The organism is Bacillus sp. FJAT-26390, assembly GCF_001682865.1.
Lineage (GTDB): Bacteria > Bacillota > Bacilli > Paenibacillales > Paenibacillaceae > Pristimantibacillus.
This window is the reverse complement of sequence record NZ_MAQX01000022.1, coordinates 229,386-250,656: the sequence shown is the minus strand read 5'-3', so window position 1 is coordinate 250,656 and position 21,271 is coordinate 229,386. Positions and strand designations below refer to the sequence as shown.

20 protein-coding genes and 1 riboswitch are annotated in these 21,271 nt (G+C 45.8%); of the genes, 2 read left to right on the top strand and 18 right to left on the bottom strand.

From position 1 onward, the window contains the following. Nucleotides 1-11 precede the first annotated feature (11 nt). The 5 genes from A7975_RS18305 to A7975_RS18290 form a co-directional block, all read right to left on the bottom strand. Nucleotides 12-470: a lasso peptide biosynthesis B2 protein gene (locus A7975_RS18305; protein ID WP_053374685.1), complete on the bottom strand. Its 459-nt coding sequence runs from the start codon at nt 468-470 to the stop codon at nt 12-14. A gap of 15 nt (nt 471-485) precedes the next feature. Beyond that, a complete protein-coding gene (locus A7975_RS18300) occupies nt 486-794 on the bottom strand; it encodes a lasso peptide biosynthesis PqqD family chaperone (RefSeq protein WP_053374684.1) in 309 nt (102 codons plus the stop codon). Nucleotides 795-797: 3 nt separating this feature from the next. Then, the gene (locus tag A7975_RS18295) at nt 798-1,724 is read right to left on the bottom strand and encodes an aldolase (RefSeq protein ID WP_141680354.1); all 927 of its coding nucleotides are present in this window, start codon (nt 1,722-1,724) and stop codon (nt 798-800) included. Between the two features lie 97 nt (nt 1,725-1,821). Then, a complete protein-coding gene (locus A7975_RS33735) occupies nt 1,822-1,965 on the bottom strand; it encodes a paeninodin family lasso peptide (protein WP_141680353.1) in 144 nt (47 codons plus the stop codon). Nucleotides 1,966-1,981: 16 nt separating this feature from the next. After that, nucleotides 1,982-3,922: a lasso peptide isopeptide bond-forming cyclase gene (locus A7975_RS18290; protein WP_053374682.1), complete on the bottom strand. Its 1,941-nt coding sequence runs from the start codon at nt 3,920-3,922 to the stop codon at nt 1,982-1,984. A gap of 411 nt (nt 3,923-4,333) precedes the next feature. On the opposite strand from A7975_RS18290, the gene A7975_RS18285 reads away from it, so the two are divergent. Next, nucleotides 4,334-4,666: a helix-turn-helix domain-containing protein gene (locus A7975_RS18285; protein ID WP_053374681.1), complete on the top strand. Its 333-nt coding sequence runs from the start codon at nt 4,334-4,336 to the stop codon at nt 4,664-4,666. Nucleotides 4,667-4,680: 14 nt separating this feature from the next. Here the strand turns inward: A7975_RS18285 and A7975_RS33730 are convergent, their stop codons facing one another. The 12 genes from A7975_RS33730 to A7975_RS18230 all read right to left on the bottom strand — a co-directional run bounded on the left by A7975_RS33730 (nt 4,681) and on the right by A7975_RS18230 (nt 19,196). After that, nucleotides 4,681-4,842, bottom strand: a complete 162-nt coding sequence (locus A7975_RS33730) for an anti-repressor SinI family protein (RefSeq protein ID WP_231637417.1) — start codon at nt 4,840-4,842, stop codon at nt 4,681-4,683. A gap of 16 nt (nt 4,843-4,858) precedes the next feature. Then, nucleotides 4,859-4,940: riboswitch (cyclic di-GMP riboswitch) on the bottom strand. 181 nt (nt 4,941-5,121) lie between these two features. Next, entirely contained in the window at nt 5,122-6,189 is a 1,068-nt protein-coding gene (galE, locus tag A7975_RS18280; RefSeq protein WP_065386070.1) for a UDP-glucose 4-epimerase GalE, read from the bottom strand. Between the two features lie 127 nt (nt 6,190-6,316). After that, on the bottom strand, nt 6,317-8,623 hold the full coding sequence (locus A7975_RS18275; RefSeq protein ID WP_065386069.1) for a right-handed parallel beta-helix repeat-containing protein: 2,307 nt from the start codon (nt 8,621-8,623) through the stop codon (nt 6,317-6,319). Between the two features lie 48 nt (nt 8,624-8,671). Continuing rightward, nucleotides 8,672-10,243, bottom strand: a complete 1,572-nt coding sequence (locus A7975_RS18270; RefSeq protein ID WP_065386068.1) for a lipopolysaccharide biosynthesis protein — start codon at nt 10,241-10,243, stop codon at nt 8,672-8,674. Between the two features lie 19 nt (nt 10,244-10,262). Next, on the bottom strand, nt 10,263-11,450 hold the full coding sequence (locus A7975_RS18265; protein ID WP_065386067.1) for a glycoside hydrolase family 88 protein: 1,188 nt from the start codon (nt 11,448-11,450) through the stop codon (nt 10,263-10,265). 17 nt (nt 11,451-11,467) lie between these two features. Further along, complete coding sequence (locus A7975_RS18260; RefSeq protein ID WP_065386066.1) at nt 11,468-12,649, bottom strand: glycosyltransferase; 1,182 nt, start codon at nt 12,647-12,649, stop codon at nt 11,468-11,470. Between the two features lie 11 nt (nt 12,650-12,660). Then, on the bottom strand, nt 12,661-13,854 hold the full coding sequence (locus A7975_RS18255) for a glycosyltransferase (RefSeq protein ID WP_065386065.1): 1,194 nt from the start codon (nt 13,852-13,854) through the stop codon (nt 12,661-12,663). Between the two features lie 7 nt (nt 13,855-13,861). Then, nucleotides 13,862-15,019 carry a polysaccharide pyruvyl transferase family protein gene (locus tag A7975_RS18250; RefSeq protein ID WP_065386064.1) on the bottom strand — a complete coding sequence of 386 codons (1,158 nt, stop codon included), beginning with the start codon at nt 15,017-15,019 and terminating at the stop codon, nt 13,862-13,864. A 26-nt stretch (nt 15,020-15,045) separates the two neighbouring features. Then, complete coding sequence (locus tag A7975_RS18245) at nt 15,046-16,077, bottom strand: glycosyltransferase (RefSeq protein WP_065386063.1); 1,032 nt, start codon at nt 16,075-16,077, stop codon at nt 15,046-15,048. Between the two features lie 32 nt (nt 16,078-16,109). Then, entirely contained in the window at nt 16,110-17,309 is a 1,200-nt protein-coding gene (locus A7975_RS18240) for a glycosyltransferase (protein WP_065386062.1), read from the bottom strand. Continuing rightward, nucleotides 17,306-17,956, bottom strand: a complete 651-nt coding sequence (locus A7975_RS18235) for an acyltransferase (protein WP_063846023.1) — start codon at nt 17,954-17,956, stop codon at nt 17,306-17,308. Before A7975_RS18235 ends, A7975_RS18240 begins: the two co-directional genes overlap by 4 nt. A gap of 31 nt (nt 17,957-17,987) precedes the next feature. Continuing rightward, nucleotides 17,988-19,196, bottom strand: a complete 1,209-nt coding sequence (locus tag A7975_RS18230) for a nucleotidyltransferase domain-containing protein (protein WP_053374671.1) — start codon at nt 19,194-19,196, stop codon at nt 17,988-17,990. Between the two features lie 206 nt (nt 19,197-19,402). Here A7975_RS18230 and A7975_RS18225 point away from each other — a divergent pair, with 206 nt between their 5' ends. Next, a complete protein-coding gene (locus A7975_RS18225; RefSeq protein WP_053374670.1) occupies nt 19,403-20,059 on the top strand; it encodes an acetyltransferase in 657 nt (218 codons plus the stop codon). A gap of 8 nt (nt 20,060-20,067) precedes the next feature. Here A7975_RS18225 and A7975_RS18220 read toward each other — a convergent pair whose 3' ends face one another. Continuing rightward, nucleotides 20,068-21,234 (bottom strand): aminotransferase class I/II-fold pyridoxal phosphate-dependent enzyme, encoded by a 1,167-nt coding sequence (locus A7975_RS18220; protein ID WP_141680366.1) that lies wholly within the window; start codon nt 21,232-21,234, stop codon nt 20,068-20,070. Nucleotides 21,235-21,271 lie beyond the last annotated feature (37 nt).

Below are 21,271 nucleotides of genomic sequence, written 5' to 3'. Positions count from 1 at the left end.
ACTTTCCGTATTTAATAATGGACGACTTTGGCAAATATGCCCGTAACCGCAAACCGGTCCATCTCTTCCGCCCCTGTCACGTACAAGGAGCCGCTTCGCAGCCAGGCGTGGGCAATCATTTTTCCTGCCTCGTCCTTCGCCGTTCCAAGATATAACGTACTGCTGATGCCGCGCCTCTCCAGCATTTTCATGCCGGCCAGCGCCCGAGCCAAGCATTTGCTCTCCCAAGGCGTATGGCTGCTCGCAATATGAATGGCGTGGCGGATATGAACAAGGGATCGCCTGTGCTCGGCCGATGTCTCGCTCCCCGTTTCTTTCATATATTGCCCCAAGGTTGGCGCAATCTTCGAGAAGGGCTGGTGCATAATTCGTATTCTAGCCCAGCCGAGGAGAAGGGTTGCTTCAATTAATAGAAGAAGAGTCTTAACATCCAAAGTAAGCAGCGCTCTCAATCTCATCATCTTTCCCATAGGCTCACCGCATATCTATTCTTTTATATGAATAAGTCGCTCTTCCAGCAGGTGAGACAGAAAGGACACCACTTGCTCCTCGCATACTTCCCTTGCTACTTCGAATTGCTCAAGCAATGCTTCAATTACTTGCGATATCGTTACCGGCACCTTAAGCAAATCCCAAATTTGGCTCCCCATTACGCCAAGATTATAATATTTGCCATTCTCAATGCTCAAGATGACCTTCTCACCGCCCATATCGCTTACGATATTGTTCTCGTCTTGAACGACGAGCTGCTCCAGAAATAAAGCTTGAATGGTAATGGCGTGGTTTTTTGTCATGTATTATTCCTCCGCGGATATGGTTTTTAATATGAGCTGGGTGAGCTGCGGTGCCGTAAAGCCTGTCTGCGGCCTCTCCAATCGATAAATAGGGAGTTTAGCAGCAAGCGAAGCGGAATTTGTAAAATGCCACCGCGTAAGATCCATCTTTTGCACCAAAAACTGCCTATAGGTATGCCGGAATAAAATATCGAGCCGCTCCAGCTTCGGAATAAAATGAATGCCAACCTCGGAAACGTCCGACTCCGATTTCACAAGCTCAAACACGCCGCCAAGCGGCATGGGGCTGCTGCAAAAGTCGGAATCTACCGGGATGCAATATTTATTTTCCCGCCCATAAATGGCTCGAAGCTCATCATTATTTACGCCGAAAGCGTCTAAGCTTTGCTGCCAGAGCTTCTGCTGCGGATAAGCCGGTATAACGAGCGGCGGTTGATCCGAAGCAAGTGAAGAAACCGCGATGACATCGTCGCTGAGCAGTGAATAACCACAGCTTATCAATGCCGACGCTAACGTCGATTTCCCCGCTCCCGAATGGCCTACAAAGGCATAAGCTTTACCATTGATTGCAATGGCGCTCCCATGCAAAGGATAGAGGCCACGCTGCAGAAGCACCGCACCGATACAGGTTCCAAGCACGTATAGCCGGATCAAATCCTCATCGGCTCCGACGATAGGAGAAATCGTGATCTTATTGCCGCCTTCTATTCGAAATAATCCAGCATCCGGCATATATACCGATACGTTGCGTTCCTCCACAACAAAGTCGTAGGGCTCGAAAGGTACCGTATCCTTAATAAAGCTATCGACGATGATCTCCACATCGGTTCGCTCGCCGATCTCGCTCACTTTGGTCAGCTCCGGCAAGGCCAGCTCGCTTTCAATCGTAAGCCCAAATGCGCGATATGCCATTTTTGTCTTCGTTGCCATCAATGTCCTCACTCCATCAATCTCTGGTTAAAAAGCTAGAAAGCCCTTATACACCTTATGTACAAGGGCTTTCTTCACCAATCGAATCCATAATGCCTTAGCTAGTAAAACGTGGCTTTTCAGAATGTTGGCCAGGTACGTAAGCCTCATCTGTGAACGGACCGTTTTTCGTGGAAGCCGCAGTCATATGTACATGAAGGACCTCTAGCTCAGGTTTATTCCATTGTTTTTTCGTTTGCATATATTGTCACCTCCCTTCAATTGAATTTTTTTAGAAAACGAAAAACGATAAGGCTGCGCATTAACAATCTATAATTCGGATCAGCCGCATGCCTAGACTGAGTGCCTTCCTCCAGTCCCGACAGCGCCGAACGGATTACCTTGCCATCAACGAACTCCATAAATAAGCGATCTTCGCTCATTTGCCGCAGCTCATCCTTAAACGATTGCCATTTAGGCAGCATGCGATGAACCCAATCCGCTCCTTGCACCCCGCGAATACGCTGATTAAGCCTCACCTCATCGGGCAGCAGCTTATCCGTAGCACGTCTGATCAGAGCACGGTCCATCCCGTCCTGAACGTATTGATCCTCCGGCAGCGACAAGCAAAAGCGAATGACCCTGATATCATTGGTCGGGTCGCGCTTCCAAAGGCCGTGCCTGAGCGACAGCTTTGCCGAGAGCGTATTGCCTGCATTCCAATGAAATACTTCATTGAAATGGCTTTTTCTTTCCTCATACACATCCCTTGCAGCGAACCAGCCTGATTCATCGATGCCATGCTCGCCCAGCCGATTGAATACATCCGTCTTCCTTGCAAAATCGGGATGGATCATCATCGGATAATGGTATGTATTTTGCAATGGCCGCAATTGTTCAATTAGCGGGAATGCCGCCCGGCTAACATTTGAGAACACATGCGCCCGGCCAGAGCCGATATTGAGGCTGTACTGGCGCATTTCCCGAAGCAGCCTAACCCATTTCATTTTTTTGAGCAGCGTTGCGTAATAAGGAATGGCAGATCCCCATGAGATCGACAAATTGCCTCTGCCCCCATTAAGCAGCACCCCTACCCCCTGCTCCTGTGCCTTCTCGAACATGCCTCTCATCCAGAAGGAGTTCTCAAAAAACTTATAAGGCATTTCCATAATATCTAGAAAACCGTCGATCTCGGAGTAGGAGTCTCTTCCCTGAAAGTCGAGGTAGTGCTCCTCGATCCCCCCGACATGCTCGACAGTTGATTCGATAAGCGGCCTCTCATTTGTCATCATATATTTTGCTGTGTAGTCGATAAAATCAGATGTTGGCACGTAGCTGAACGTATGCAGCTTTTTATTTTGCGGTCGCAATGCCCTTGATGCAAAACTTACGATCGAACCAGAATCCAATCCGCCGCTTAGCTGTGCTCCAACGTGGCGATGCGTCCGCAGCCTTGAGGCAACCGCTTGCCCAAACACCTCTTGGAACGCTTCAACATACTCAGCATCCGTTTTAAATCGCACCCGCTCATCCGCAGGAAACTGATAATATCTCGTTATCGTTATCCGCCCGTCTTGAATCGTAATGCTGTGAGACGGAGGCAACTGCTCGATATTGCGATAAACCGTTGCGGATGCGTCTGCTGCGTCTACCATGCCAGCGATCGCTAGAAACTCGGCAAGCCAATGTTCATTCAGCGTGCGTTCCATTCCAGGAAGCGCAAGCAGCGGCTCTATCGTTGAGCAAAAGGCAAATCGTTCAGCATTCCGCTGATAATAAAGCATACGGCTTCCAGAGAAATCTCTAGCGCCAAACAGCTTGCGGTTACGAATATCCCAAATCATAAAAGCAAAATCGCCAGCCAAATATTTAGGCACATCATCGCCATACTTATCGTAAGCTAGCAATATCAGCTCGCTATCGGTCATCTGGCTTCGTCGGTGCAGATCCACCTGCAGCAGGTTAAACAGCTCTGTCCGGTTATCGATGATGGCGTCCGCGGTTATAACCAGCCCTCTTTCGGAATCAGCATACGGATTTCGCTCGCCGACCGACTCTGGTGTGATCCACTGGTTATGGCAGCCAAGAAAGATAGATTCCTCATGCCAGGCCTGAGCCGCATCACAAGGGTAACGGGATAAAGCTTCCATTAAGGAGCCGCCTTGCTTCCATGCATGACTTCCTTGATCAGTTAGAAAAACTCCTGCGATGGCGCTCATCGTTTCCTCCGGCCAGACATCGAAATCGTTCGATATGAAGAACAATTTTCGAAAATCATTTGATGTAATAACAGTTCTTTATAAAGAACATATTTGCATATTACACCTGATAAATGGCTTTGTCAATCAATTTTTCTACGGTATCTTGCAAAAAATATTACATTTTTGTTCTTTATTAAAAACAACTTGTCGATTTATACCGTAATCATTTTTCCGATCCGCAAATGGCTGTTCATAGAACAAAATGAGCCGGTTTTTCAACCAAAAATATCCACTTATTAGCGATAATAAGCGGATACTATTGAAGGTATTAAAAAATAAATGATGTTAAAGCTTACTAGCTTTCGCAATTAACATTTTTTCGTTATAATAGTAGTGGTCTACAACGATGTGATAACGGAGGAGTTTCTTATGATCGGAGAACGTATTCAGATGCTGCGCAAGAGAAAAGGCCTTTCCCTAACGGAGTTATCCCAACGGGCAGGCGTCGCAAAATCTTACTTAAGCTCCATTGAACGAGGGCTCCAGCAAAATCCTTCGATTCAATTTCTCGAAAAGGTAGGCGCGGTATTAAACGTGACCGTTGAAGAATTTCTAAATAACGACGAAAAAACTGATCGCAAGCCCGATCATCTTGACAATGAATGGGCTGACTTAGTTAGAGAGGCAATGGCCTCTGGCGTAAGCAAGGATCAGTTTAAAGAGTTTCTTGAATTCAATAAATGGAAAATTAAGCGCGAATAGCGCTTTTTCCGCTTTTATACAGCAGTTTCCTGCATATCATCCTTCTTGCTTTCCTCAAGGCATAGCAGAACCTTCCGCACATCTTCCTTGCTGAACCCCAAAGAACGTGCATTCATGATTAATGCTACCCACTCCATATCCAAGTCCTGATTGTCATCTGAGTTTATAAGTACCATTTTCCCATGTCCCCCATTCATTTTGGGACGGTTGCACCACTGACTCCATGCGTTTAAGGTGCCCAGATACTAAACGCATTTCAACGTCTCCCTATGCTTGTCATTCACTTATAGATGTATTATAAATCACCAATATTGCGCATGCTGTCGCTTCATGTCTTACAAAAATGATAGATAAATACATTTTTTGTCGAATGTAATTAAGCAATGTTAAAGGTTATAGAGTTTATGTACTAGACTCCGTTAGGTCTGATCAACTAACTTAGAAAAGGCTTCCCCCTATTGCGCCGCTTTAATGTACGTGGATGCTTCAAGCTCGGATACGTGATACGTTTCTTCTTCGAAGCCGCCCGGATTCGCATACTGCCACCGCCAGGAGTCTTTGCACATCTCTTCAATTCCACGCGCAGCAGCCCAGCCCAGCTCTTCATTTGCCTTATGCGTGTCCGCATAACAAATCGCAATATCGCCCGGCCTGCGTTCAACGATTGCATAGGGAATGCTCCGCCCCGATGCCTTCTCGAATGCAGCGATCATCTCCAGCACGCTGTAGCCGCGGCCGGTGCCTAGATTGTAAATATCTACTCCTGATTTTGTCATGACTTTTTTTAGAGCCTGCACATGCCCGAGTGCCAGATCGACGACATGAATATAATCCCTTACGCCTGTTCCGTCTACGGTTGCGTAATCATTGCCAAAAACGTTCACTTGCGCAAGCTTCCCAACAGCTACCTGTGTAATGTAAGGCATCAAATTGTTTGGAATGCCATTCGGGTTCTCGCCGATTCTTCCGCTAACGTGGGCGCCAATCGGATTAAAATATCGCAGGATCGAAATCCCCCACTGCTCATTCGACTCTGCTAAATCCTGCAAGATTTGCTCCAGCATAAGCTTCGTCCTGCCGTATGGATTCGTCGCTCCAAGCGGAGAGCCTTCCGCAATCGGAACCTGCTCCGGGCGGCCGTACACCGTTGCAGAGGAGCTAAATACAAGTTTATGCACGCCGAATTTTTTCATGACTTCACATAAAATTAAAGTGCTTGTAATGTTGGTATGGTAATAAGAGAGCGGCAATTGAACCGATTCGCCGACAGCCTTAAGGCCGGCAAAGTGAATAACGGCTTCAATGGAGTGCCTAGCGAATACGCTCTCCAACCCGCTGCGGTCCATAAGGTCCATTTTGTAGAAGGTGAACGTTTTGTTCGTAATTTCTGCGACTCGATTTAATGAAATATGGCTGCTGTTGGACAAATTATCGACGATAACGACCTCAAATCCCGCTTCCAGAAGCTCCACACATGTATGACTCCCGATATAACCTGCACCGCCAGTAATTAATATCGCCATTTCATTAACCCCTCTCAATTATTCATTATAAAGTACATATAATTCTTAATAAAGAACATCTTATTAAATAAATTCCCTGCATCGCAAACAAACTGCAGGGAAGTATTTTCTTGATTAGTGGAAGAGATTAGGCGGTTCCAAGATCCGTATTATCCTCTAGCCGGATATAAGGTGTAGTGCCGGTTATCGTTATGCCTTTAAATACAGACTTCGCAACGGTTACCGACTGATTTTGACGGAGCCAGTTGAAGTTGAGCTTGCTATTGTCAAAGTAGGAGTGGGCGATAATGGCCTTTTTGGCATTATCCGCTTTCCCGACAGAAGCATTAATAAAGGTGGTTCCGGTTACAACAGCATTGCCGTCCATGACAAGCCCTAAGCTTTGGAACAAACCGTTGCGTAGGGTAATTTGCCTCATATACTTCGTATCGCTTGATCCAAGCTGGATATCCGTGCTGCCAAGCAGCGGGGTTTTTGCTCGCATAAATTCACTGTTGCTAATATGGCACCCTTCAAACCTTGCGGAGCCTTCAATGAGCGTAAGCCCACTTACGACGGTCGGGCGTCCAGCATAATCTGCAGGAACCAATAGAGATAAATCGTAATTTTTTATCGTTATATTATCAATCACCGCACCAGCAGCCAGCATATTGAAGTTTGGCGTGAGCGCGTTATCAGAACGCCAGTCCCGCTCCACCGTTATATTGGATAAGAAGCATCTACCGTAATTGTACCTGCTAAGATTAAAACCCGGAGTACCTGCATCCTTAATGGTAACCGGAGCACCTCCCAGCGTCTCGGAAACCTGAAAGCCTAGTGAAGTAACATTAACGGTATAATACAATTTATCGACGCTGATTCCGGTCGGAATTTTGCCGATCCATTGCTCAAACGATACTTGCGCTCCGTTGCCTAGTCCATGTGCCGTTTTGAACGTGAAGGTTCCAGCAGCTGTATTTACCGTTGGCGAGCCTAAATAGCCATAGACGCTTGAACCATAAACCATACCGTCTTTAATCTGGCAATTTTGCACGACTGCTCCTCTTACATCCAGCAGCTTTAAATTCCCTTTTTGGAAAACAGCCCCGTTCACAAAGTTATCGCCTTGTACCCACAGCTCGCAGCCATTAAAGGAGTTGTTCACATATTTGACGTTTGGGAAATTTGGATTCGAGCTCACACCGCCAACATTATTGCCTTCAAAAGTATTTCCGTCTACTACAATATTGGTACCGTCGGCATTAACGAAGTGTCCGCGCACGTTGCTGTAGATATAATTGTCTTCAACATGAATGCGGTAATTCAGCTCCAGTCCGTTCGGACGCTCTGCTGATTTATATGGGATATTGGTTTCGCTATACATCGACTCGATATCAATACCGAACATAGGCGGCGTTCCATTTCGAAAATTCGTCGTTACGCCATCGTCATCATAGCCGATATGATGGATCTTGTTTCTATAGATATGAGTGTCGTTTGAAGCGCAGATTGAAATTCCTTGCCTTCTGCAATGGTGAATATGGCAATCATGAATCAGAAGATCCTGACCCATTTGCTCCTGCGTATATAACGAGGGATCAAGCAGATACTTTTCATACCCGGTAAAAATTCCATCTCCCGTGCAATCTGAAATTTCCATTTTGTTTATTTCAATCTGATTGGAGCCAAATAATCCAATTCCATAACCGCTTTCATGCGTAAAAAAGGAATTGTCCACCTTAGCCCGGATATCATTAATTTGACTGTCCGTGAGAGGCGATGTAAGCGGTATAGCAAATATCATTTTATTGTTGTTGCTTATGTCATTCTCTTCGGCAAGAAACCACCCTCTGCCTCCTGCGCTTGCAGGAGCAAAAACACCGTTCGTACGTGATCCAACAAGCGTCGATGCTGAAATGGTGTCTCTGTATTGATAGAATCGATAGCTAGTCGCGCTCACGCCTGGTATGCTCCAGAGTCTAAAATTGGCAAGTAATCCTGGGTTGGCATAACGGTCAATTACTTCACTGCGTATTGAGTTCGGGTCATTATTTAGCGTACCGTCCGCATTTACGCCGCCTCTGACAAACTTCACCGCAATTTCGTATACATGCTCCTTCTTATCCCCTATCAACTGGCCGCCTGAAACCTTTGCCTTCTTAATCCCTCTCATTTCAATGATGGAATAATTTGGGGATGAATTGCCCTCTAGCTTGATTACACAGCCTTTTGCAAGCTCAAGATGTATCCCGCTTTGCATTTGGATTGCTATGAGAGTATTAGGATCGAGTCTAACACTGTAGATACCTCTAGAAAGAATGACATGTATAAAACCTTCAGATTTGGCCCATGCGATTGCGTCATTGATCCCCTTCGTTGTCTCAGACGCATTTAAACCTGCATTATTAATATGAAATCGATCTAGTTCTATTAAATAGGCTGCCTGGTCACTCATAACCTTCACCTCCATTTACAACCAGCATATGTGCTTGTCAGGGAAGGGTTACTTATTTCCGCTAACCTCCAAATGACGGCTGCGCTTCAGCAGCAAGGCACGAAGTTTAGGAATTTTACTCAAAATAGCCTCTGCAACGCCAAGCAAGTATTTAAATTCTTCCGTTCGATGAAAAACAGCCGCATAGATTGCATTTATTAATAGGAAGCAAAGTGTTCCCCTAGTAAGCAGCCAGAACAATCCTCCGGTAGGAAGGAAGGAGCAAATATATGCAGCTGCAGCTGCGGCAATAACGGCAATGATAGAGTAATAGCCATACCGAGTAAAATATAGCTTTAAAGGCTGCTTAAACACTCTTTTGTAAACAAAATAAGGGGTGGTCCAAAACGGGACGAGCAGCGCGCTAACAAGCGTACCGATGAATATCCCGGCAATTCCCATCCGCTGCACAAGGATGAAGGAGATGCTCAGGTTTAATGCAGCTTGGCACAAAGGCACAAATCGGTCCTCATGAAAGATGCCGGCGGTCGTTTTGAGCATCGTAATGGAGTTGCGCATCCCCCGCTCATAAAAGGTGATGATTAAAAGAAGAACGACGAGCGGTCCCATCACGAACTCCGAACCAATCCATACTAAAATCAGCGGCTCAATAAATAAATAGAGCATAATCGCAAGCAAGGAGTACAGCCAAAAGTTCAGCAGCATCGTCACTTTAAATACATGAAATACCTTCTCCTCGCTTTCCTTCGCCACCAGATTGCCCAAGCTGTGGTACATATTCGCGAACACCTGATTGATAAACGTGCGGCAAAGGTCGATAAGCATTTTATAGTTCGAATAAAGACCGACTGCCGCTACACTTATAAAGGAAGAAATAAGAATGCTGTCTACGCCGAAAATAAAATAGGTGCCTATATTTTGCAGCAAGATAGCCTTCATATTTTTAATGAAGTTCGCTTTCGTATCCGGATCAAGCTTCGTCTCTATTTTCTGTCTCAGGAACGGATACATCCGGTCCACGATCTTGGCCAAAATGATGGAGCTCATAAGCGAGACGACGCATTCGATAATTAAGTAAAAAATAAATTGCTGCGTAAAGTAAAGAATCGCGATTTTCGCGCAGACCGAAAGGATCGACGAGATGGAAAAAACACCGGATACGATATAGTTTTTTTGATTTACATTCAAGAATGAGTATTTATAAATGAAAAGGTATGGCGTGACCGTATTGATTAAAAACAGCAAATAAATGAGGCTAATATTTTCGACGCTTGTATTTTTAATAAACACATCAAGGAACGGCATTATGGATAGTCCCAGCAGCAGCACAACGCCCGCTATGACCAAATACGCTTTTTTGTAGAGATTCATGAGCGCCATAATTTTTGGCCTATCATTATCGGCTACCGGCTTATACAGGTTGTATACGATACTGGAGCCGATACCGGCTTCCGCCAAGGAGAGCATGGCAAGTATGCTCGTAAACAGCCCATTGATACCCAGATACTCAATGCCCAGGCTATTAATGAAAACTGTGCGCGATACGAAGCTTAAAATCGTAATGATGATTTGGTTGCCTATACCGGCGGTGATATTTAATAATGAGCTCTTTACCCGCATGTTGATCCCCTATCTTCGTTTATCCGACCTTTGAACGCTGGCTGGCGTTAATGATGCGAATACAGAACCCTTGCGTAAAGGGCAAAATATTAAATAACATGGAATATACGCCGATATCCTTTGTGTCCCCTTGCGAGAAATCAACTGCCCCGCTCCTTCTTGTCACCTTCATGAGGTAATGCACCGCTCGCCTCGCCCCTTCAGCACATGGCTCTGCCAGCTCCTCCACTTGCGAGGCTTGAAGCAGAAACCAGCCAAGCGTCGCCGTTGTAGACGAATCAGCCCTTGACTCTCCACGGCTCACTGTCCACGTCCAATTGCCGCCAGGCGCTTGAAAAGCAAGCACTGTCCGGGCAAATTTCTTGACCATTTCCGTAAGCACAGCCTTAGACTCATGAGAAGCTGGCAATTCGCGCCAAGCATCAATCAAGCCAATTGCGAACCATCCGAGTCCACGTCCCCAGCCATAAAGCCCAAGCGGCAGCCTGTTACCAAGGTGATAGGCATGGCTAGGAAGGTAATGGTCTTCCAGCATGCCGTAACTTTCATATTCCGTCAGTTGTTTGACAGCTAATCGAACGCATTCCGCTTTGTTATATCTCGTGCCGTAGGCGATTAAGAACGGACAAATAAAGCCGATCGTATCCACATAGCGGTAATGCTTCATCGACTTCCGATACGCAACCGTTCCATCCTCGCCGATATGCGCTTTAATGAGCTCCCAGGTGTAGTCAAGCGCAGCTCGATAACGCTCAATATCAACCATTTCCAGCTTCAAGATTGCATAGCTGAGTATCGCTGCATCTACATGTTCAGGCTTCTGTTTCCAGTCGCCGTTGCTATCAAACTTAGAGTTAAGATAGGTTTTGATTTCTTCCGTCGTCAGCTTGCTCGCATCTCCGCGCGCATATTCCACGAGCCCGAGCAGCAAGGCTGCTTCCTGCCAGTGCTGTATCGCACTTTTGGTATAATTGCCTCTCAGCATGTCAATGACGACAAATCTCGTATTATCCGTTACTTTAATTTTCGGCGTATGGTTGAGCCATCTCGTGCCCGCCTTAGTAATCGACGCATTCCAGCGATTCGTATCCGTATAACGGCCAATATGAATTCTGCCAAACCAATCCATGAATAGCGGTACCATATCAATTGCTGCAATGATAAACGCCAAAGCCAGCAGTACAATGCTTATTAGTTGGAATAAAATAATAACAACCCCTTTAACTAACTAATCCATTGATACAATTTATGTATTTCATCCTCTGTCCCTAAAGCTTCCTTCTGAAGATTATGTACGAAGTGATTCCTCAGAGATTCGTCGTCAATAAGCCTTTTAATTCCTTCATAAATAGAGGCAGCATCCTGATTTACGATCAGTCCGTTTTCCTCGTGATTGAGTTGATCATAAATGACCGAGAAATTCGTTGAAACAATTGGTTTATTCAAAATTTTGGCTTCCGTAATGGTCAAGCAGCGTCCCTCGAATATAGAAGTTTGAACGTACAGATCACATTGCTTGATATAAGGATATGGATTTTCTTGAAGGCCCGTCAGTATAAGCGAGTTTTCCAGTTTTTTGGCGCTTATGAGCTTCTCAAGCTTCTCCCGCTCCTGACCCTCGCCAACGATATACCATTTAAATTTATAGCCGTCCTGGACTAACCGTTCACAAGCATCCACTGCCATATCGAAGCCTTTTTGATAATTCAAGCGGCCTACCGATGCAATCGTGAATTCATTTTTTTGTAAGTAGGGCTCATCAATCGACATGTCGATAATCGCGGCAGGAGAAACAATATTGTGCATCAGCTCGATTTTATGCTCAAATTCAGGAAACCGTTCCTTCAGCAAGCTGACGCATTCCTCGGATACGGTTACGATATAATTGAGTTTTTTAAAATAAACAGCATCGATTTTGGGGTCCATGCCGAGCTTGTCATAATCATTGTGGATAAAACCAATTTTATTACGGGCTTTAACCTTTTCGATGACGTAATAAATAGGCGTTTTCTCCAAATAGCCAATGGCTGCATCATATTCTTTATTCAGGCCAGCTAAAGACTGAGAAAGATAACGCCATGCCTTCTGCTCGGATTTCGCAATGTTTTTCTCCGTCCTGTAAACATAACCTGCACCTATCCTTGCAGCAGCAAGGCGAAAGCGTCTATGCTTGAAGCAATCGATAACAGCGTCCTTTATTGACATATCAAAATAGGGATAAAGTGCAGGCGCAGCTAACACGTTCACCTCATGAGGCAGCTTCTTCAAGAACATCCCTTCGTGCTTAAACAAAAAAAGATCCACCTCATGCTTAGAATAGTCTATCGTTTGCAGCAGTGAGATTAACGATTTCTCCGCACCACCGCAGTTGAGATTATTCATGACGAACAAAAGCTTCTTCTTCATCGTCAATCCACCTATCCAAGAAGCTGATACAGCTTCTCTATTTCTTCTTCGGTTCCTAACTGCAGAAGAGACAAATGCTCAGACAACCTGTTTCTTATCCCCTTCTCATGCATCAGTCTTCCAATCCCTGCTGCGACGGCTTCTGAATTCATATCTACAATCAGCCCCTCGATGCCGTCTTCGATCTGATCCTTAGCGGTGCTGAAATTCGTAACCAAAATCGGCTTGCTCAAAATTTTCGCTTCATCAATCGCAATGGCTTTTCCTTCGAATTTGGACGTCTGCGCATAAATATCCGCCTGCTTGATATACGGATATGGATTGGGCTTTAAGCCGAGCAGCTTAAAATGATTTTCCAGACCGTTCGCAGCTATCAATTCCGTCAGCTTCTCTCGCTCATCGCCTTCGCCGATAATATTCCACTGGAAGCTCCAGCCGTTATCGACGAGCCTTCTGCCCGTTTGTATCGCCAGCTCAAAGCCCTTCTGCTCATGGAGCCTGCCAATAGATAGGATGACAAACTCGCCTTCCTTGCGGTTATAGACATCAGCGGTATCCTTATTCGCCAAATGCTTGATTACCTTAGGAGATACGATATTATGTATGACATGCACTTTGTGGTGCTGTTCCGGGAATCTTTTTTTCAATATGCTTGCGCATTCTTGCGAAACCGTCACGATATGGTCCAGCTTGTCGAAATAGTTGATGTCAAAAGCCGGATCTAGGCCAAGCTTGTCATAATCGTTATGAACCCAGCCTATTTTCTTGACCGCATCAACCTTTTCCACGCAAAAGTAGATGGAGGTCTTCTCCAAAAATCCGATAGCCGCATCATATTTCTTGTTGATTTTGTTCAAGGAGCTCGCTAGGTACTTCCATCCTCCCTGCTCCCTTGGGCCAACTTCCTTCGTCGTATGATTTGTGACGCTGAACATTAACCGACTATAGGCTAGGCCAGCGCTGCCGCTGCCTATCAACTGCCGCACTGAGCTAAGAAGCGGCTGCGTAAACTGGCTATAGCTGTCGTTGAGCGGCAGCACGTTTACCTCCTCAGGCAGCAAATCCATAAAGATTCCTTCATGGCTAAGAAGAAATAGATCTACATTAAATTCGCCGTAATTGATCTGCGAGAGAAGATTGACTAAGCTGCGCTCTCCTCCTCCAGCCGACAGGCTGGGCATTACAAACAGTAAATTTTTTTTCATACGCACCTCATGCAAGCTCTTTTAAATATTCAACTGCCTTGTACGACATTTGTTTGATTTTAGGAATGGCTAAATTCAGCCTGCTTTTAATTTCATCTTCTTCCTTAACCATTACATCATAATGGTGGATAAGCTTGCTGCTGCTGGATATCTCGTCAATGCCGAGCACAAGCTTCTCTTCGTCGAAAATGTCCTGGGCAATTCCCTTCGATTTCACGCTGTAGCCAAGCACCATCGTTGGAATACAATTCGAATAGGCAGCTATCGTTGCATGCGTTCTTGCACCAATAAAAAATCGCATCCTTGCAATGTAACCCTTATACTGAATAGCTGTTAAATGGTCGGGCAGCAAAATAACACGGTTCGTTGATTTAAACTCCTCATAGAACTGCTCCAGCACCTCATAATCGTTGTTGCCGCCTTCGATCACATGAGGCGTTAATGCGATGGTCATGTCGGAGGTTGCCAAAATATGCTTGATCAGCTCTTTAACCGCTTCCCGTGAGTTTTTATTTCGTTTCCACACAAGCGGGCTATAATTAATTCCGACTGTATTTCCTTCTTGCCAGCCTTTAGGCAGCGGAAGCTGCTCCTGCTCCATCGTAAATGCAGGGTCGGCACACAGCCTGACATTTTGCAGCCCTTTACTTTGGAGCATGTCATAGGTTAACGATTCACGTGCGATAATCAGATCGAACAGCTTTAAGTCCTCCAGCTTTCTCTCGGACATGTCCTCTTCACCAATCGAACAGCCCCATAACACCAGCTTCTTCCCTTGCGCCTTCACCCGTCGGTCGATTTCATACCAGTTCGGCTGCTCACCGTAGCAGTAGTTATCGCCACCAATGGACAAGCAGACATCAACGTCCTTGATTCGGTTAATAATGTTTTGTTCAATGACGCCAAGCGCGTACGTTTCATCTTGGCGCAGCTTGAATTGCAGAGAAGCAACGAGCCAATCCAGCGAATACTTCTTGATGCTGGACTTTGAGCCGTCATAAATGCCATCTAATGTAGAGATGACTTTATCCGTTTGCGGTTTCTCTGAGGCCAAATACACTTTCGACCCAACCATTCTCTCCTTAATCAGCTTCGTGGACGAGCGAACGATCGCCTCGCAGCCTCTATTTAAGCTGCCTCCATGTGCAAACATCATAATTTTCATGTTTAATCCCCAACCTTCATTCTTTTTTATGAATTTCTTAATCTGCTATAGGCTACTGCACAATATAGGCCAAGAGTTGATCTCGATCTAACCATACTCACAATAAAGCGCTCATAGCGTCCTAACGAATCCTTCATCTCATCCCAGTACAGGGGAAGCGCTTCTTTCACATGGCTGCTGCCAATCATTTGCTTGACATAGCTGTATCGTCTCGTAAAGCTCATATCCTTGCTCGGCTTAAAATAGATGTAAATATAAGAAATCAAGCTTTTGATAAGCCTTATCGACTTTAGCTGATGGACGCTTTTGCTAGGAATCATGTCATTGTAAATAGGGGGAGGGCTCATCTGGTATACCTCGATAGCTTTGCCGAAATAATCCTTCTCCTTGATGCTGCGGGTAGCGCTGCCTGCTACCTCCCGATAATAGTAGCCGGAATAATTCAAGTAGGTCATTGTTTTGGCGTATCCGAAAAACAACATATTGAACAATCCATCCTCGCCCAAAGCTACTTTTTCTGGGAATAAGACATGATTCTCATCTAGCAAACGCTTAAGATAGATTTTGTTAACAGACGAATTCAGATCATCTTCTTTCAAAAAGTAAGGCATAATTTGCTCGATGATATAAGCTCGATCCAGCAGCTCATCGCTCGGAAAAGAATAGCTTGTAATAACCTTGCTGCCCTCTAATTCGCTTTCGAAGTTGGAGATGACAACATCGCAGCCATGCCGAACTGCTGCAGCATAAAGCGTTTGGTACATATCCCTCTTGACGTAATCATCCGCATCGACAAAACCGACATATTCACCGGAAGCGACTCGCAGACCCGCGTTTCTGGCTGCACTGACGCCTTGATTCTCTTGATTAATCAGCTTTATTCGGCCGTCCTTTTTCTTGTATCTCTCGATGAGAAATCTGCTATTGTCGGAAGAGCCGTCGTTGACAAAAATAAACTCGCAAGCGTGCAGCGTCTGATTGAGCAGCGACAATATGCATTCTTCCAAATATTTCTCAGCATTATAAACGGGAATAATGACACTTACTTTATTTCGCAAGGCATTCCTCACCTTCCCTTCCGCTACGAGTGCTAGACGATAATTTGATAGAGTTTATCGAGCTCATAGCTATTGCTGTAATCCTTGTCCTTAACATTGCTTACGAGCGCGCTTCTAAGCTCCTTGCTGCGGTAAAGCTTCTCGATCGCATTCGCTATTCCGTCCGGACTGCCCTCGCAAATGATGCCATCCACACCGTTCTCAACTTGGCTTACGGCTGTAGGATAGTTTGTTATAATGACCGGCTTGCCTAATATTTGCGCTTCCGTTACCGTTACCGCTTTCCCCTCGTACCTGGAAGGTTGGACGTATAGATCGCATGATTTTATGTATGGATATGGATTCGTTTTTTTTCCCAGCAGCACGAACTTATGCTCCAAGCCGTATTCGGCAATGAGTGACTTTAGCTCCGCTTCGAACCCGCCGTAACCGACGACATGCCATTGCAAATGGGTTAAGCCTTTATCATGAAGCTTCCTCAGCGCCTTCACTGCCATATCAAAACCTTTGACGTATGACAATCTGCCTACCGATACGATTTGAAAGGTCCCGTTCGCCGATTGATTGATGTCCAGCGTATCTTCCGCCATTTTTTTAATAAATTCGGGAGAGGTGATATTTTCGATTTGGGTAATTTTATGTTTAAGCGACGGATAGGTCTTCAGGAAGGATTCGGTGCACGCTTCAGAAATGGAGGCGATATAATCAAACTTATTCCAGACCGCCAAGTCCAGCTTATGGTCAATTTCCAGCTTGCTGTAATCGGTATGAATCCATGCGATCTTCCGCTTTGTCTTCACCTTGTTAGCCAAAATATCATGGGGCCATGCATAACTAACCGTAAGGTCATAGGCTTTCTCCAGCGGTGGAATAAAATAAGACGAATACTTGCTCGCAAGCTGCATTTGTATATAACCTGCGCCCTCGTTCAGCCTTTTTCTTCTCGCTTTGACGGAAGCTAGATTTTTGGAAAACATTCTAATCATGACCGCGATATAATGCCCTTCGCGAAGGCACTGCTTAACCGATTTTCGAAATACGGTATATTTGCTTATTTCCGGCAGCACGTTGACTTTGCTTGGAATGAGCTCCATGAATTCTCCCTGATGGCTGCAAATCAATAGATCCACATCATAGGTCTCGTAATCAAAGCATTCCAGCATATTGATCAGGCTTCGTTCAATACCGCCGATTTCCATATCATAAACAGAAATTAAAATTTGCTTTTTCATATCGATTCCTTTACTTGAAACAGAGTATTTTTAGCTGCCTTCGGTTCCTTATAGCTTATATGCTTGTTTTCTCTTTTATTTAAAAATAAGGTGTCTGCCGGAACGGTGCCCTTCACGACGCTTCCTGCGGCTATTACCGCATTATCGCCTATGAAAGTATCTCTGAGGATGACAACGTTTGATCCCACCCACACGTTGCTGCCGATAATGACTTCGCCCCTCAGCAGATGGTCCCCGGACTTATCCTTATAGTTATGGTCATGGTCGTTAATGCACACATTAGGGGCAATTTTTGTCCCGCTCCCAATCGATATTTTGTTGACGCAATTGATGTTGCAGTTGTCATTGATAAATACGTTGTCGCCCAAAATCAGCTGGCCTTCGAAATCGATTCGTATGCTGGCGTTTTTCCGTATATACACAAATCGGCCGAACGTAATTTTTGCCCGTTTATTGAATATTTCAATCGTACTGTTTGCTTGTATGGAGAATAAGGATGAATGGATGTTTCTGAAATATAGCAGCTTGTAAAATAGTCCCCGCAGCACGCCTACCAAATGGGACTTATTCATCGCTATCGTACTGATCAAACCTCTGCTACGGAATTGCGTGAGCAGCGTACCCGCTATTTTCCTCAAAACATTCATCGTTATTCTCCTTCTTCAAACATAATTGCTATTACTCAAGCTCTCTGGCCTCAGCCTTTAACGAGCTTTTTCTGTTCTTTCTCCACAACCACAAAAACGGACGGAGCGGAAAATACAAGAAGTGCAGCGCCTTAGGTAGCGGAAGTGTTTCGGCATCCTCCGGATAAGGGAACATAAAGCTTGCGACAAACTGTATTTTTTGCGGAACCGTCAGCAAGGTGAACAAATACCGTTTGTGGAAGCGTCTTATCTCTTCCGGTATCGGGGGAGAATGCAAATTGACCAGCCGATTTACATAAAACATAGCATCCTCCGCGAGCCAGTGCGCTTTCCTTCCCGCAAGGAGCGGCTTCATCTCAACGCGAAGAGGCAAAGACAACAATCGTGCCGCAAGCAGCAGCGCTTGCCCGCCAATATGGGAATAGCTATGCTTTTTCAGCAGCTTGGTAAGCTTCGGCCAATCCAGCTTCTGATTAACCAGCTGCTTGATGTCGAGCAGCCAGCGAAGTCGCGACCAGCCGTGCCGGGCACCGTGAGATACGAGAAACATAAACAAATCTTCTCTTCCCAGATAATAAATCGGACGGCTGATCAAGGCGCTCTTGCGCTTTCGGCTCCAAAGATCATTGAAGCTCGGCTCCTTGGACGGCGCCGGATTTAGCCGCCAGTGCAGCTCGACCTTGATTCCCTTCTTCGGATGCACGAAAGTCGTATGATGATGTCTCCACTTCCAATCCTTGAGCACCGAAACGATATATTCATCCTTTTCGTAGCCAAGGGAAACTAGAAGCGCTTCTGCAAGGTCCAGCTCCTTGATTGGAATAAGGAGATCGAGGTCACAAGAGGTACGCAGCGATACATCTCCATATAAATCAGCAGCAATGACCGGCCCTTTCAAAAACAGCGATCGAAGTCCACGCTCAGAAAATTCCTTAGCGAGCTGCTCCATCTCACCGCTTAGCGTGAGCATCTGGAGCGTATTGCGATAATAGTCACGCTGAAACATTTGGGTGACAAATATCGGGACCTCCGCTGATTTCAGTTCCTGAAGCTTGCGATTGACAGTAGGGAACACCCGGTGATGTCTGGCTAGCTCAATAAATCGATCCCAATCCGCGTTTTGCAGCAGCTCCTGATAATCAAAGGACTGATCGGCCTCATCATCTGACGAGAGAAAGGCAAGCATTAAGCGCATTTCGTCAGAAAGGTCTTCCTTATGGAGAGTGACGTTGTTATTCATGAATATCTCCTTCATGCTAATTAGCCAATAACGAACAAAATAGAAATTTTGTTCTATAAAACGAACACAAGTACAGATTATCACCTTCCCTAATTTCTGTCAATCGTCATTGCAGAAGTTCACTATTCTTTTACAAAAAAAGAGATAAATCTGCTAGAATGAAAGAGTTCTTCGGTACGATTTAACAAACAAGGAGGCGAAATGTGATGGAAAATATAATCGTATATGGAGCTGGCGGTCACGCGAAGGCCGTTATTGATACGATAGAGAAGGAAGGCAAGTATCGAATCGCGGGCTTGCTGGATGACAATAAACCGGCTGGCACTAACATATATGGCTATGCTGTTTTAGGCGATAGCAGCTGGATTGGAGCGAACCTCGATACGATCAGCAGCGGTATCGTTGCCATCGGGGACAACTGGTTCCGCTCGAAGGTCGCAGCAAAGATCTCTGCTATTCATCCGCGCTTTACCTTTATTACTACCATCCATCCCGCTGCCTCCATTGCAAAAGGCGTTCGGATTGGAGATGGAACAGTCATTATGGCTGGCTCAGTCATAAATAGCGATTCAACGATTGGCGAGCATTGCGTCTTCTATTCCCAAGCTCTCGCCGATCATGATTCCTCGCTCGGCAGCTTCGTTACGCTCGCTCCAAAAGCGGGAACAGGAGGCAGCGTCAGCATTGGCGACTATTCCGTTATTTCCTTGGGTGCGAACATTATTCATGGCAGAACGATCGGAGAGCACACGGTCATAGGTGCCGGCTCTACCGTCCTATCTGATATCCCATCTTATCAGATCGCTTATGGTACGCCTGCGAGAGTCATTCGGTCACGCGAGAAGGGCGACCGTTATCTTTAGCCCTTTGCTTAAGCTGATTGGATGCTCTTCTCAGCCGTTCTATCGAATACGCTATTCATGCAATCAACGACTCTTACTTGATCGATAATCGACATATTCGAACCGGACGGCAAACAAATGCCGCTCTGGAATAAACGCTCGCATACGGACTCGCCGCCTTCATGGGCGTAGAATCGGCAGCCTTCAAAGAGCGGCTGCAAATGAAGCGGTTTCCATAGCGGCCTTGCCTCAATATTGGCAGCTGTCAAAGCATCCAGCAGCTCCCCTGTCGTAGATCCTATCTCCTGCTCATCAATGATGATCGCCGTTAACCATCGATTGGAGTTTGTACCGGTTAGCTCGGGCATAAAGCTGATGCCTCTGCGATCCGAGAACGCCCCCACATAGTTTTCATATACCGCTCTTCTTGCTGCCACCCGCTCATCCAGAACCTCTAACTGCGCTCTGCCAACGCCTGCCAGCAAATTGCTCATCCGATAATTGAAGCCCATGCTGCTGTGCTGATAATGTGCGGCAGCATCCCTCGCTTGCGTAGCCAGAAAACGTGCCTTTCGCAGCAGCTCTACATCATTTGAAACGAGCATCCCGCCGCCCGAGGTTGTAATGATTTTGTTTCCGTTAAAGGAATAAATGCCGAATTTGCCAAAGGAGCCGCTTTGTTTCCCTTTATATGTGGAGCCTAGCGATTCCGCAGCATCCTCGATGACAGGCACCTCATATTGCTCGCAAAGCTCCATAATTTCGTCCATCTTGGAAACCTGCCCGTACAAATGAACGACGATAACCGCTTTCGGCAGCTTACCCTGGCGTTTGGCATCCTCAAATGCTGACTTCAACGCCTCTGGCGACATATTCCACGTTTCCGGCTCGGAATCAATGAAGACCGGCTCTGCCCCGCAGTAACGGATCGGATTGGCGCTTGCCACAAACGTAAAGCTTGAGCAAAATACCGTGTCACCCGCGTGAACGCCAAGCAGCTGCAGCGATAGATGTATAGCTGCCGTGCCAGAGCTGACTGCCACCGCGTCCGCAGTGCCAGCATACGCTGCCAGCTGCTTCTCAAAAGCGTCTATATTCGGACCAAGCGGAGCTATCCAGTTGGATTCAAACGCCTCATCGATATAACTTCTCTCCTTCCCGCTCATATGAGGAGGGGATAAATATATTTTTTTCATTTCATTTGCAGACACTTTGCCACACATCCTTTATTCT

Excerpts from the sequence above, each read along its gene's own strand:
- A7975_RS18305 (WP_053374685.1), bottom strand. The coding sequence starts at position 470 with ATGGGAAAGATGATGAGATTGAGAGCGCTGCTTACTTTGGATGTTAAG.
- A7975_RS18300 (WP_053374684.1), bottom strand. The coding sequence starts at position 794 with ATGACAAAAAACCACGCCATTACCATTCAAGCTTTATTTCTGGAGCAG.
- A7975_RS18295 (WP_141680354.1), bottom strand. The coding sequence starts at position 1,724 with ATGGCAACGAAGACAAAAATGGCATATCGCGCATTTGGGCTTACGATT.
- A7975_RS33735 (WP_141680353.1), bottom strand. The coding sequence starts at position 1,965 with ATGCAAACGAAAAAACAATGGAATAAACCTGAGCTAGAGGTCCTTCAT.
- A7975_RS18290 (WP_053374682.1), bottom strand. The coding sequence starts at position 3,922 with ATGAGCGCCATCGCAGGAGTTTTTCTAACTGATCAAGGAAGTCATGCA.
- A7975_RS18285 (WP_053374681.1), top strand. The coding sequence starts at position 4,334 with ATGATCGGAGAACGTATTCAGATGCTGCGCAAGAGAAAAGGCCTTTCC.
- A7975_RS33730 (WP_231637417.1), bottom strand. The coding sequence starts at position 4,842 with ATGGTACTTATAAACTCAGATGACAATCAGGACTTGGATATGGAGTGG.
- galE (WP_065386070.1), bottom strand. The coding sequence starts at position 6,189 with ATGGCGATATTAATTACTGGCGGTGCAGGTTATATCGGGAGTCATACA.
- A7975_RS18275 (WP_065386069.1), bottom strand. The coding sequence starts at position 8,623 with ATGAGTGACCAGGCAGCCTATTTAATAGAACTAGATCGATTTCATATT.
- A7975_RS18270 (WP_065386068.1), bottom strand. The coding sequence starts at position 10,243 with ATGCGGGTAAAGAGCTCATTATTAAATATCACCGCCGGTATAGGCAAC.
- A7975_RS18260 (WP_065386066.1), bottom strand. The coding sequence starts at position 12,649 with ATGAAGAAGAAGCTTTTGTTCGTCATGAATAATCTCAACTGCGGTGGT.
- A7975_RS18255 (WP_065386065.1), bottom strand. The coding sequence starts at position 13,854 with ATGAAAAAAAATTTACTGTTTGTAATGCCCAGCCTGTCGGCTGGAGGA.
- A7975_RS18250 (WP_065386064.1), bottom strand. The coding sequence starts at position 15,019 with ATGAAAATTATGATGTTTGCACATGGAGGCAGCTTAAATAGAGGCTGC.
- A7975_RS18240 (WP_065386062.1), bottom strand. The coding sequence starts at position 17,309 with ATGAAAAAGCAAATTTTAATTTCTGTTTATGATATGGAAATCGGCGGT.
- A7975_RS18235 (WP_063846023.1), bottom strand. The coding sequence starts at position 17,956 with ATGAATGTTTTGAGGAAAATAGCGGGTACGCTGCTCACGCAATTCCGT.
- A7975_RS18230 (WP_053374671.1), bottom strand. The coding sequence starts at position 19,196 with ATGAATAACAACGTCACTCTCCATAAGGAAGACCTTTCTGACGAAATG.
- A7975_RS18225 (WP_053374670.1), top strand. The coding sequence starts at position 19,403 with ATGGAAAATATAATCGTATATGGAGCTGGCGGTCACGCGAAGGCCGTT.
- A7975_RS18220 (WP_141680366.1), bottom strand. The coding sequence starts at position 21,234 with ATGAAAAAAATATATTTATCCCCTCCTCATATGAGCGGGAAGGAGAGA.